At 49.2% G+C, this 12,388-nt stretch carries 9 protein-coding genes and 2 tRNA genes; 10 read left to right on the top strand and 1 reads right to left on the bottom strand.

All coding sequences use genetic code 11. From position 1 onward, the window contains the following. Positions 1 to 57 precede the first annotated feature (57 nt). From ACLTOQ_RS15910 to ACLTOQ_RS15935, 6 genes are all read left to right on the top strand, one after another. A tRNA-Gln gene (locus ACLTOQ_RS15910) sits at positions 58 to 129 on the top strand. Positions 130 to 169: 40 nt separating this feature from the next. Then, positions 170 to 242 (top strand) — tRNA-Lys (locus tag ACLTOQ_RS15915). A gap of 200 nt (positions 243 to 442) precedes the next feature. Further along, positions 443 to 1,105 (top strand): YkgJ family cysteine cluster protein, encoded by a 663-nt coding sequence (locus ACLTOQ_RS15920; protein WP_117962075.1) that lies wholly within the window; start codon positions 443 to 445, stop codon positions 1,103 to 1,105. Between the two features lie 97 nt (positions 1,106 to 1,202). After that, positions 1,203 to 2,552: a putative DNA modification/repair radical SAM protein gene (locus tag ACLTOQ_RS15925; RefSeq protein ID WP_337598647.1), complete on the top strand. Its 1,350-nt coding sequence runs from the start codon at positions 1,203 to 1,205 to the stop codon at positions 2,550 to 2,552. 64 nt (positions 2,553 to 2,616) lie between these two features. Further along, complete coding sequence (locus tag ACLTOQ_RS15930) at positions 2,617 to 3,429, top strand: TIGR03915 family putative DNA repair protein (protein ID WP_412319921.1); 813 nt, start codon at positions 2,617 to 2,619, stop codon at positions 3,427 to 3,429. 28 nt (positions 3,430 to 3,457) lie between these two features. Next, positions 3,458 to 5,851, top strand: a complete 2,394-nt coding sequence (locus tag ACLTOQ_RS15935) for an ATP-dependent DNA helicase (RefSeq protein WP_337425935.1) — start codon at positions 3,458 to 3,460, stop codon at positions 5,849 to 5,851. Positions 5,852 to 5,853: 2 nt separating this feature from the next. Here the strand turns inward: ACLTOQ_RS15935 and ACLTOQ_RS15940 are convergent, their stop codons facing one another. Then, a complete protein-coding gene (locus ACLTOQ_RS15940) occupies positions 5,854 to 6,768 on the bottom strand; it encodes a deoxyribonuclease IV (RefSeq protein ID WP_412319922.1) in 915 nt (304 codons plus the stop codon). 121 nt (positions 6,769 to 6,889) lie between these two features. On the opposite strand from ACLTOQ_RS15940, the gene ACLTOQ_RS15945 reads away from it, so the two are divergent. The 4 genes from ACLTOQ_RS15945 (at position 6,890) to ACLTOQ_RS15960 (ending at position 12,090) form a co-directional block, all read left to right on the top strand. Continuing rightward, complete coding sequence (locus tag ACLTOQ_RS15945; RefSeq protein WP_262587430.1) at positions 6,890 to 7,837, top strand: AraC family transcriptional regulator; 948 nt, start codon at positions 6,890 to 6,892, stop codon at positions 7,835 to 7,837. 150 nt (positions 7,838 to 7,987) lie between these two features. After that, the gene (locus ACLTOQ_RS15950; protein ID WP_021914023.1) at positions 7,988 to 8,959 is read left to right on the top strand and encodes a sugar phosphate isomerase/epimerase family protein; all 972 of its coding nucleotides are present in this window, start codon (positions 7,988 to 7,990) and stop codon (positions 8,957 to 8,959) included. Between the two features lie 158 nt (positions 8,960 to 9,117). Continuing rightward, a complete protein-coding gene (locus tag ACLTOQ_RS15955) occupies positions 9,118 to 10,167 on the top strand; it encodes a Gfo/Idh/MocA family protein (RefSeq protein WP_262587426.1) in 1,050 nt (349 codons plus the stop codon). A 69-nt stretch (positions 10,168 to 10,236) separates the two neighbouring features. Then, entirely contained in the window at positions 10,237 to 12,090 is a 1,854-nt protein-coding gene (locus ACLTOQ_RS15960) for a Gfo/Idh/MocA family oxidoreductase (protein ID WP_330667400.1), read from the top strand. The last annotated feature ends 298 nt before the right edge of the window (positions 12,091 to 12,388 follow it).

The following is a 12,388-nucleotide window of genomic DNA, read 5'->3' on the forward strand; positions in this document are numbered from 1 at the left end:
AGCGCGCCAGATTGTGGCTCTGGAGGCCCAGGGTTCGAATCCCTGTATCCACCTTCCTGGGCTATCGCCAAGCGGTAAGGCACAGGACTTTGACTCCTGCATTCGCCGGTTCGAATCCGGCTAGCCCAGCTTTTGATGCGGACGGATGACGCCCGTAATTTAATTTTATGGAGCACTAGCTCAGTCGGTAGAGCACCTGACTTTTAATCAGGTTGTCGGGGGTTCGAATCCCCCGTGCTTCACTCCAAAGAGACCTGAAGAGTCAGGTCTCTTTTTTGTTGTATGGGAAACTTCGTTTCTATACGATAAAAAACGCTCTACGGGGACGCATAAGCGGCGGAGCGGAAGAAAGTCGCTTTTGTGATCCGCCGCAGGCAGAGCATGTATCAGGGCACAAGTTTTTTCAAGTCGTATGGAAACATCTATTTGGGAGGAAATCATTATGCTGCGCAATATCGATCTGGATGAAATTTCGGACGGAAAACTGTATACAGCGGGAGATCTTGCGAAGGTCGGCTGTCAGGACTGCGAGGGGTGCTGCGATTGCTGCTGTCAGATGGGGGATACGATTATTTTAGACCCGCTGGACGTCTGGCAGCTGATGCAGGGACGCGGCAAAAGCTTTGAACAGCTTCTGGATGAAAGTCTGGATCTGCATGTACAGGACGGTGTAATTTTGCCGAACCTGAAAATGGCGGGGGAAAAGGAGCAGTGCGTATATTTGAACGAAAAAGGACGTTGCAGCATCCATCCGTTCCGCCCGGGCATTTGCCGGCTGTTTCCGCTGGGGCGTTTTTATGAAAACGGGAGCTTCCGATATTTTTTACAGACAAAAGAGTGCAGCAGGGAAAACCGCACAAAGCAGAAAATCCGCAAATGGATCGATATGCCGGAATTTGGTCGTTATGAGACGTTTGTGGCGGACTGGCATTTTTTTGTGCGTAGGCTGCAGGATCGCCTGATGCAGCAGTCCGATATGGAGGCAGCGCAGAGGATCAATCGCTACATTTTGCAGGAATTTTATTTCCGGGGCTGGGATGCAGAACAGAATTTTTACGATCAGTTCTCAGAACGATTGAAAAAAGCACAAAAAGTGCTTGCATAAATCGAACATACGTACTATCATAAAACTACAGACAGAACAAATGTTCGAATAAATCAAACGAAATTCAGGAACCTCTGTCTGCGGAATGGAGTACAGGATGAGGATCATGCAGGAAATGTCCCTGATGGAGAAGCTGAATATTCTGAGCGATGCGGCGAAATATGACGTTGCCTGTACGAGCAGTGGGAGCAATCGCAGGGGTGATGGAAAAGGGATCGGCAACACGGTAAACGCGGGAATCTGTCACAGCTTTTCAGCGGATGGAAGATGCATCAGCCTGCTGAAGATTCTGTTTACCAACGAATGTATTTATGATTGCAAATACTGTCAGAACCGGCATTCCAACGACGTGCCGCGGGCGTCGTTTACGCCGGATGAAGTCTGTCGCCTGACGATCGAGTTTTATCGCCGTAATTATATCGAAGGACTTTTCCTAAGCTCCGGGATTATACGGAATCCGAATGTGACGATGGGGCTTTTGTATCAGACGATTTATAAGCTGCGCACGCAGTATCATTTCCAGGGCTATATCCATGTCAAAGCGATTCCGGGGGCGGATCCGGAACTGATCCGGCTGACGGGATTTTTGACGGACCGCATGAGTATCAATCTGGAGCTCCCGACGGCGGAGGGCTTATCGCGCCTTGCACCGAACAAGCACCGCAAGACGATCCTGACGCCGATGCGGCAGATTCAGAACGGGATTTCTGTGAGCAAACAGGAGGTGGCGCTTTACCGGCATGCCCCGGAATTTGTTCCGGCTGGACAGTCTACGCAGATGATTATCGGCGCGACACCGGAGCATGATTATGAAATTTTGTCTGTGGCAGAGAGCTTGTATCGCAAATTTGATTTAAAACGAGTATTCTATTCCGCATTTGTAAAAGTCAATGAGGATAAAGACCTTCCGGCGCTGCAGGGAGGTCCGCCGCTTCTGCGGGAACACCGGCTGTATCAGGCAGATTGGCTGCTTCGTTTTTACGGCTTTGAGGCAGGGGAGCTTTTAAGCGAGAAGAATCCGGACTTTAATCTGTTTTTAGACCCGAAGGCAGACTGGGCGCTGCGGCATCTGGAACAGTTTCCTGTGGAGGTCAACTGCGCTTCCTATGAAGAGCTTTTGCGCGTGCCCGGGATCGGTGTCAAAAGCGCCCGCAGGATTGTTCAGGCGCGCAGAAGCAGCCGCCTGGAGTATCAGCATCTGAAAAAGATTGGTGTCGTTTTGAAGCGTGCGATTTATTTTATCACCTGCAACGGCAGACAGATGTATCCACTTCGAATTGAGGAAAACTTTATTACGCGGCAGCTTCTCGGCATCCGGGAAAATCTCCCGTTTGAAAAGGATGGTGTAACGTATCAGCAGCTGTCTTTATTTGATGATCGGAACTTCGGCTACGATGGGAAGCAGCTGGTACAGCCGGAAAGCGTCTGGAGGGGCGCAGCGGGGTGAAACCGAGAACCGGGGGGAGAAGCGCGGCGAGCCGAAAAGTTCTGTATGGGAAGGAGACGATGGTTTGACCGAATCTGATGTGGGGGAAAACGAAATGGAAGAGCTGATTCTGATATGCGAGGACTCGGTCGAAGGGATACTTACTGCAATTTATCGGATTTATGAATGGAAGCTTTGCGGCAAACGTGTTAAAATTCAAACAGGTGCATCGGATTTATGTCTGTTTACCCAGTACCGGGAGGTAATGCCGGATGCAGAGTGCGCGGCGAAGGTAGCACGAACCCTGCGGAGACGTTTCGGAGAGCAGGCATGGGAAGCGATCAGCTATGCGCTGGCGTCAGAGGAAGCCGACAAGAGTCAGGCAGTTTATGAGACGGTTGCAGCTGGTCTGTCCGGTCGGATCCGGGGACCGCTTTTACAGGCACTTGCAGAGCCATGTATCCATCGGGTGTTTGCACTGAGCCGGAGTGTACACAGGGTGCGGGAAAGAGTGCTTCAGTTTCTTCGGTTTCAGGAGATCACCGGCGGAATTTTATATGGGGAGATTGCGCCGGATGCAGACGTTCTTGCGCTTGTTATGCCGCATTTTGCAGACCGTTTCCCGTTGGAGAATTTTGTGATTCTGGATGAACGCAGGGCAGCAGCAGGAATCCATCCGGCTGGAAAAACGTGGTTTTTGACAAAGCTTTCAAAGCAGGAGTTGGATACACTGCAGCAGGCCGGACAGCAGAAGGATGAGAACGAACAGGAGATCGAAGTGCTGTTTCAGAGCTTTTGTCGGTCCCTTTCAATCCTTGAGCGGCAAAATCAACCCCTGCAACAACAGCTGGTGCCGTTAAAGTATCGGATGCACATGACGGAATTTCAGAAAAAATAAGGCAAAAGCATGTGGAGGATACAGTGTCGTGGAGATCAAGGTTTCAGTAAGAGGACTGGTGGAGTTTTTGCTTCGCACAGGGGATATTGACAATCGCAAAAAATCTGCCCCGGACGACGCTATGGCGGAGGGAAGCCGAATTCACCGCATGATCCAGAAAAAGATGGGTTCCAGTTACCATGCAGAGGTTATGCTGCGTTATCGCAGAGACTGCGGGGAATATGATCTTGTCGTAGAGGGCAGGGCAGATGGGATTATCGATTCCGATCCCGTTGCAGTTGACGAGATCAAGGGGACGTATCGGGATTTGTCCCGGATGAAGGAGCCGAATCCGGTGCATTTGGCCCAGGCAAAATGTTATGCCTGGATGTATGGGCAGGAGCATGGAAAAGAGCGGATGGAGGTCAGTATGACCTACTGCAATATAGAGACAGAAGAAATCCGCTATTTCAAGTTTGTGTATGAGATGTCAGATCTGGAAGAATGGTTTGACAGTTTGCTGCAGGAGTATCGGAAGTGGTCAGATGCAGACATTGCCTGGAAGAAACTTCGTCAGGATTCCATTCACAGCCTGTCCTTTCCGTTCCCGTACCGGGAGGGACAAAAAGAGCTGGTCACGCATGTTTATCATACGATCTGCCACAGCAGAAAACTGTTTATCGAAGCACCGACCGGGGCGGGTAAGACGATTTCGACGGTGTTTCCGGCAGTCAAGGCAGTCGGGGAAGGAAAGGCGGATCGGATTTTTTATTTGACAGCGAAGACGATTGCCCGGACAGTCGCGGATCGTACGTTCGACCTTTTGCGGGAGCGCGGATTGCATTTTAAGACGGTGGTGCTGACGGCACGGGATAAAATCTGCTTTATGGAAGAATCGGAATGCAATCCGGACTCCTGTCCTTATGCAAAGGGACATTTTGACCGGATCAACGATGCGATTTTTGAATTGATGACGACAAAGGAGCATTACAGCCGGGAAGAAATCGAGGCCTGTGCTCAGAAATATAAGGTTTGCCCCTTTGAGCTGGGGCTGGATATGAGCCTGTTTTCCGATGGTATTTTGTGCGATTACAATTATGTCTTTGATCCGCATGTCTATCTGCGGCGCTTTTTCGGAGAAGGTGCAGGCAGAGAGCAGTATCTGTTTCTGATTGATGAGGCGCATAATCTTTTGGAGCGTGGTCGGGAAATGTACAGCGCTCAGTTATATAAAGAAGATTTCTTGACCTTGAAAAAGACTGTGAAGGCATTTTCTCCTCGCATGGAGAAGCTTTTGGATAAGTGCAATCGTGAGCTGCTTTTCCTGAAACGCGAATGCGGGGACTGGTGTATTGTGGAGGAGATAGATGCGTTCGTACAGGCACTTTTGCGGTTGTCGCCCTGTATGGAAGACTATCTCGAAAATCACGATGACAGCCCGGTTCGGCGGGAGATTCTGGACTTCTATTTTGAAATCAGTCATTTTCTGCAGATTTATGAGCTGATGGATCAGAAATATGTTGTGTATACAAAGCTGGATGAAGATGGACGCTTTTTGTTGCGACTGTTCAATGTTGACCCGTCGACGAACCTCAAGGAGTGTCTGCAGCGTTCCGTCAGCAGTGTGTTGTTTTCCGCGACTCTGCTTCCGATCCAGTATTATAAAAAGCTTCTGGGCGGAGAGGCAGAGGATTATGAGGTCTACGCGAAGTCCGTTTTTTCGCCGGAGAAAAAGGGGCTGTTTCTGGCGGAGGATGTGACCAGCCGTTATACGAGGCGTTCCGACCGGGAATACGATAAAATCGCGAATTACATTCATCAAACCGTGTCGCAGCGGCATGGAAATTATATGGTTTTTTTCCCATCACACGTCTTTTTGCAGCAGGTGTATGAGCGTTATCTGAGGTGTTATGCGGTAAAAGACGATACAGAGTGTCTGGTACAGACCGAGCATATGGATGAGGCTGAGCGGGAGGCGTTTTTGCAGCGCTTTGAGGGAAATCCCGGAATGAACCTGTCTGATATTATCCATATGGAAATCGAAGTGGAGGAAGAAAGCAGTCTGGTTGGCTTTTGCGTGCTGGGTGGGATTTTTTCCGAGGGGATCGATTTAAAGGAGGACAGTCTGATCGGCGCTCTGATTGTAGGAACCGGACTGCCGCAGGTCTGCACGGAACGGGAGATTATTCGGGGATATTTCGAAGAAAACGGAGAGAATGGTTTTGACTATGCCTACCGGTATCCCGGCATGAACAAAGTGCTTCAGGCGGCAGGCAGGGTTATCCGGACAGCGGACGACGTCGGAATCGTGGCGCTTCTGGATGACCGGTTCCTGACACCGGGCTACCGCAGGCTGTTTCCACGGGAATGGGAGCAGTTTGAGGTCGTCCGGGGAGAGAGCATCGGCAGCCGGGTGGAGAAGTTCTGGAACGACTGGTTATAGGACTACGCGTCTATCCGTCCGGCGCGCAGCCACGCGATTTCCCGGCGATAGGGCGGCAGCAGCTTTTTCGGGTTCTGCGGGTCAGGATACCAGGGCGTTTCGAGGATTTTGGGGATAGTCAAAAAATCAGGATGATGGACGATATGGCACAGCGGATCAAACCCGATCTGACCGGCACCGAGATCGGCATGCCGGTCCTTGGCGGCTCCCTTTTCGTTCTTGCTGTCGTTGATATGGAAAACTGCGATCTGGTCCTTGCCGAGAGTTTTGTCAAACTCATCCAGGACGAGATCGGGATTTGCTGCGAGATCATATCCGGCGTCGTGGACGTGGCAGGTGTCGAAGCAGACGCGCAGCCGGTCGGGAAAACGGACACCGTCATAGATTGCAGCCAGTTCTTCAAAGCGTTTGCCGATTTCGGAGCCTTTGCCGGCCATGGTTTCCAGGGCGATGCGGACCGGAGAAGGCTGGGAAAGCACTTCGTTTAAGCCTTCGATGATCTGATGGATTCCGGCGTCTGTTCCTGCACCGACGTGGGAGCCGGGATGCAGGATGAGCACGTCGCTGCCCATCGCTTCTGTCCGCTCGATTTCCTTTGCGAGAAATTCAACCGCGAGGGAAAAGACCTCCGGTTTTACGGTATTGGCGAGATTGATGATATAAGGGGCGTGGACGACGAAGCGGGTAATATTGTTCTGGCGCATCCGTTCCTGTGCCTGTGGGATGCAGAGCTCATCCACCGGTTTACGTCGTGTGTTCTGCGGCGCGCCGGTATAAAGCATAAAGGTATTGGCTCCGTAGGAAAGCGCTTCCTGGACGGAACCGTCCATCATAGATGTTCCGCTCATGCCCACATGGGAGCCGATCAGGAGCGGTTGGCAAGCTGTTTTGCCAGAGGGTTTACAAAGTGGATTCATAGGTTCTCCATTTCTGTAAAGATTTTTAAACGAGTGTGTAGTTTGACCGACGGATATCAGTATCATCGATATATTGTAGCATGAGTACAGAGTGGGAGAAAGTACAAAAAGGAGAATTTCAATGTCATCGCAGCAGCTGCAATTTTATGAACAGAAAATTATCAGCGATAAAGAGTTTCCAATCGAAGTATTTATGAACCGGGTTCAGGACAAATGCCAGTATTTCCACACACACTGGCATGAGCACATTGAGCTGCATTACGTTGTACATGGGGAGACGGATATTTTGCTCAATCAGACCAGGTATACCTTTCGACAAGGCGATCTTGCTGTCATTAACAGCAATGTCCTGCATGCCGGTTTTTGCAACGGAACCCCGGTAGAGGTGCTGGTTGTTATTTTTGAGCTGGACGAGCTGTCTGCGCAGGTAGCGGAAAAAAATATTTTGTTTCAGCCAATGATCTGTGCAGATACAAAGATACAGGAGCTCATGAGCCTGATCTATCAGGAACAGAATGAAAGAAGCCTTGGCTGGAAGCTTGCCTGTAAGGGAGCATTGCTGCAGCTGATCGCTTATCTGGTGCGCCGCTACGCAGAACAGATGCTGACGGATAAAGAGAGCTTAAAGCGTCGGAAAAATCTGGAGCGCCTGAACACGGTTGTCCATTATATTGAGGAAAATTATACGGACAGCATATCAAATGCACAGCTGGCTGAACTGATCCATGTCAGCGAAGACAGGTTTAACCATCTGTTTCGGGAGAGTATGGGGATGGCGCCGCTGCAGTATATGAATGAGGTGCGTCTAAAGAAAGCCATGCATCTGTTAAAAAGCGGAAATTATTCTGCGGCAGAGGTTGCGGATGCGGTCGGATTTTCGGATTACAATCATTTCGGAAGATTGTTCCGGCGGTATTATCAATGTACACCGATGGAAGCGGTGCGGGAATCCGAGGGCAAGAGTGCAAAGCGTCCGGGTAGAAGTGAAGGAATCAAAACCTTCGAAATCGGATCCATAAAAAAAGAAGATCCAGTGGATGTAAAATCGGAAAAAGAAAAGAAGAAATAGCAGAATCGTATGAGAGAGTAGCAAAGGAGGTCTATCTTTCTTTCGTTTTATTCATTAAAATGTGTAGCATAGAAACAAAATAAAAACAGTGATTGTTGGAAATGAATACAAAATGACGAATCTGATCAATGCTAAAGGAGGAAAATGCACATGAAATTAGGAGTATTGACGGTTGCCTTGGGCGATATGTCCCTGGATGCGGCATGTAAATTTTTGTCTGAACAGGGCGTACAGATGGTGGAGATCGGTTGCGGCGGCTTCCCTGGAACGGCGCACTGCAACGCGGCAGAGCTTCTGGCGGATGAAAATAAGCAGAAAGAGTTTTTAGACACAATTCACAAATATGGCTTGGAGATCAGTGCACTGAGTGCACACGGGAATGCAGTACATCCTGATAAAGCGATTGCAAAGAAATTCGATGAGGATCTGACCAATGCGATCCTGTTGGCAGAAAAGCTTGGTGTTCCGGTTGTAAATACGTTTTCCGGTTGCCCTGGCGGATCTCCGGAGGACAAGACTCCCAACTGGGTTACCTGTCCTTGGCCGGATGATTTTTCCGAGATTCTGGAATATCAGTGGAACGATGTTCTGATTCCTTACTGGAAAGAAAAGGTTGCTTTTGCAAAAGCGCATAACGTACATAAAATCGCACTGGAGCTGCATCCCGGCTTCTGCGTATACAATACAAGAAGTCTGTTAAAGCTGCGTGAGGCAGTTGGTCCGGAAATCGGCGCGAACCTGGATCCCAGCCACCTGATCTGGCAGGGAATGGATTTGATCGCAGTAATCAGAGAGCTTGGCAAGGCAAATGCGATTTTCCATTTCCATGCAAAAGACACCAAAGTGGATGCAATCAACACTGCAGTAAACGGCGTACTGGATACACAGCATTACAGCGAAGAACTGACTCGTTCCTGGATCTTCCGCTCTGTTGGTTACGGTCATGGCGAAGATTACTGGAAAGCGATCGCTTCCGAACTTCGTCTTGCAGGTTATGACTATGCGATCAGCATCGAGCATGAAGACAGCCTGATGTCTGGTAAGGAAGGACTGTTAAAGGCAATCGGATGCCTGAAGAATTCCCTGATCTTTGAGGACAGAGGAAATATGTATTGGGCATAACATGGAACTTCCGTCGGAAGTTCCAGCGAGTTACTGCGTAACCCGGCGTGTTTGCGAAAACAGTTCCGGATGGTTTTACCGAGTTGCTTTTGCAACTCGGCATATAGGCAGGGACGCAGAAGCGTCCTGCTGCGACAGAACAGAAAAGAGGAAAAGACATGAAACATAGACTTGCGATGGTCGGCTTTGGCGGAATGGCAGGCTGGCATTATGATTTGATTCAGAGAATTGACGACCTGGAAGTTGCAGGTATCTGGGATATTAAGGAAGAACGCAGAACCTATGCAGAAGGCAAGGGCATCCATGTATATAAAAGCGAAGAAGATCTGATGGCAGATCCGACTGTTGATATCGTACTGGTAGCAACTCCGAATGATGTTCATAAAGGTGTTGTCATTCGTGCCATGGAAGCTGGCAAGAACGCCGTTTCCGAGAAGCCTGTAACTCTTTGCTCTGCGGATCTTGCAGAAATGCGCGCGGCTGCGGAAAAGACCGGCAAATTCTTTACCGTACATCAGAATCGTCGTTGGGATGAAGATTTCCTGACGGTAAAGAATATCATGGCAGAAGGCAAGCTGGGCGAGATTTTCAGAATTGAATCCAGAGTACACGGTTCCAGAGGTATCCCCGGTGACTGGAGACAGGAAAAAGAGCATGGCGGCGGCATGGTGCTTGACTGGGGCGTACATCTTCTGGATCAGGCGCTGTTATTATATCCCGGCGTGAAGTTAAACACTGTTTATGCAACTCTGACCAATGTAACCAACCAGCTGGTTGACGACGGCTTTTCTGCAGACCTCGGGTTTGAAAACGGAGTGCATGTGCTGGTTGAGGTTGGCACGAGCAACTTTGTATCCCTGCCTCGCTGGTATGTATTAGGCGCTGACGGAACGGCTGTCATCCAGGATTTCGGCAGAGACGGCAAGATGGTATGTGCAACCGGTGTCAATGAAGGTGATGTTGTTCCGGTCATCACGGCAGCAGGCCTGACAAAGACCATGGCTCCGAGAAGAGAGGATACCATCCGCACAGAGGATCTGCCTTGGGCAGATAGTGACATCCGCGATTTCTACCGCAATGTAATGGCAGTGATCGAAGGAAAAGCAGAGAGCAGGATCAAGCTGGATGAGGTTGCAAGAGTTATGCGCCTGATGGAAGCAATTTTCGAATCTGCAGAAAAGAAACAGGTTATCAAATTCGAAGCCTGAAAACAGGGGAACAGTCGGAATGCCTGCAAAATGGGCGTTCCGACAGCATAGATAGAAGGAGAGGGATCCATGAGCAAAACATTACCGATTGCAGTACAGGTTTATTCGGTAAGGGAAGAGGCGGAGCGTGATTTTGCCGGCACAATGAAAAAGCTGGGTGAGATGGGCTACGACGGTGTAGAACTGGCAGGATTATATGGAAAAAGTGCAGAAGAGATCCGTGACAGCATAAAAGCGGCAGGACTGACTGCGATCAGTGCACATGTTTCCTATGACGAGCTGGCTGGAGATTTGGAAAAGACTCTGCAGGACTATGAAACCATCGGCTGCCGCTATATCGTAATTCCCTGGCTGGGGGAAGACCGCAGATTTGGAGCAGCTTTATATGAGGAAACAATAAAGGGAATCCCGGTGATTTCAGAGGGCTGTAAAAAACACGGCATGACGCTTCTGTATCACAATCACGATTTTGAATTTGCAAAGACACCGGACGGTACCTATGCGCTGGATCAGCTGTATGCAGAGGTTCCTGCGGATGTGCTGGGTGCAGAGCCGGACACCTGCTGGATCAAGGTTGGCGGACCGGATCCCAGCGAATGGTTGAAAAAATACAGCGGACGCTGCCCGCTGGTACATGTAAAGGATTTTCGGCGCAAAGCAGATGGCGTAGATCTGCTGGCACTGGGCGAAGGAGAACAGGATTTTCCGACTCTGGTAAAGACCGCAAAAGAGTGCGGTGCACAGTGGCTGGTTATTGAACAGGATGATCATCCCTACGGGACACCCATGGGAGATATGAAAAAAAGCCTTAATTATTTAAAAGAACTTGGAAAGGAGTCTGACATGACAAAAATTATTAAAGCAGGCGTAGTAGGCTGCGGCGGAATTGCAAACGGAAAGCATTTTCCCGCAATCAAGAAAAACGGAAAGATCGAGCTGGTTGCATTTTGTGACCTGATCAAAGAGCGGGCGGAGAAAGCAAAAGAAGAATACGGCACACCCGACGCAAGAGTTTATACCGATTATACAGAGCTGGTGAAAGAGGATGTGGACGTTGTCTACGTTCTGACTCCCAATAACGCACATGCACCGGTCAGCATTGCAGCAATGAAAGCCGGCAAGCACGTTATGTGTGAAAAGCCTATGGCAAAGACCTACGCAGAGGCAAAGGAAATGGTAAAAACCGCAAAAGAGACAGGTAAGATCCTGACCATCGGTTACCAGAACCGTTATCGTGCAGATTCCCAGTATTTAAAGAGTGCCTGCGAAGCAGATGAGCTGGGTGAGATTTACTATGCAAAGGCTCATGCGATTCGCAGAAGAGCCGTTCCTACCTGGGGCGTATTTATTGATGAAGAAAAGCAGGGCGGCGGTCCCCTGATCGATATCGGTACCCATGCACTTGACCTGACACTGTGGATGATGAACAACTACGAGCCCGCAAGCGTAACCGGTTCTACCTACCGTAAGCTGGCAGACCAGACTCAGACCGGCAATGCATGGGGTGACTGGGATCCTAAGAAGTTCACTGTAGAAGATTCTGCATTCGGCTTCATCAAGATGAAGAATGGCGCGACCATCGTTCTGGAAGCTTCCTGGGCATTAAATTCGTTGGATGTGGATGAAGCAAAGACCAGCCTGTGCGGTACCAAAGCAGGCGCTGATATGAAGGATGGTCTTCGCATCAACCGCGTACATCACGGACGTCAGTGTGTAGAAAAACCCGACTTAGGTGCAGGCGGTGTTGCTTTCTACGATGGCACAGAAGAAAAACCCGCAGATATCGAAGCAGAAGTTTTCTACAATGCAGTAACCAAGGGCACTCCTCTGACTGTAGAACCGGAGCAGGCTCTGGTTGTTACACAGCTGCTGGAAGCAATTTATGAATCTGCAAAGACTGGCAAGACCATTTACTTTGACTGATTCTAGAAGTAAACAATAGAATGCACGCTCCGCGAACATTCTATTGTCATGAATAATAGAATGCACGCTCTGCAAGCATTCTATTGTCATGAACCTTTTTATGCCAAAATAAATCTGGGGCAAGACGATAAAAATTTCGTGTGAAACGTAATTTATTATTGTTTACTTAAGGATATGCTGTTGATAAAATAAATTCAATCGACAGTTGATAAACAGTTTTACTATGTTTGATGGAGGAGAAAAAAGTTTGAAACAAAGAAGTAGAGGTTATCCGAGAAAAATAGATCATAACAAATGA

The sequence above is a fragment of the Gallintestinimicrobium sp. genome (assembly GCF_046968865.1).
Lineage (GTDB): Bacteria > Bacillota > Clostridia > Lachnospirales > Lachnospiraceae > Gallintestinimicrobium > Gallintestinimicrobium propionicum.

Bases quoted from the DNA above. Each gene is read 5' to 3' on its own strand.
- ACLTOQ_RS15920 (WP_117962075.1), top strand. From the start codon at position 443: ATGCTGCGCAATATCGATCTGGATGAAATTTCGGACGGAAAACTGTAT.
- ACLTOQ_RS15925 (WP_337598647.1), top strand. From the start codon at position 1,203: ATGAGGATCATGCAGGAAATGTCCCTGATGGAGAAGCTGAATATTCTG.
- ACLTOQ_RS15940 (WP_412319922.1), bottom strand. From the start codon at position 6,768: ATGAATCCACTTTGTAAACCCTCTGGCAAAACAGCTTGCCAACCGCTC.
- ACLTOQ_RS15945 (WP_262587430.1), top strand. From the start codon at position 6,890: ATGTCATCGCAGCAGCTGCAATTTTATGAACAGAAAATTATCAGCGAT.
- ACLTOQ_RS15950 (WP_021914023.1), top strand. From the start codon at position 7,988: ATGAAATTAGGAGTATTGACGGTTGCCTTGGGCGATATGTCCCTGGAT.
- ACLTOQ_RS15955 (WP_262587426.1), top strand. From the start codon at position 9,118: ATGAAACATAGACTTGCGATGGTCGGCTTTGGCGGAATGGCAGGCTGG.
- ACLTOQ_RS15960 (WP_330667400.1), top strand. From the start codon at position 10,237: ATGAGCAAAACATTACCGATTGCAGTACAGGTTTATTCGGTAAGGGAA.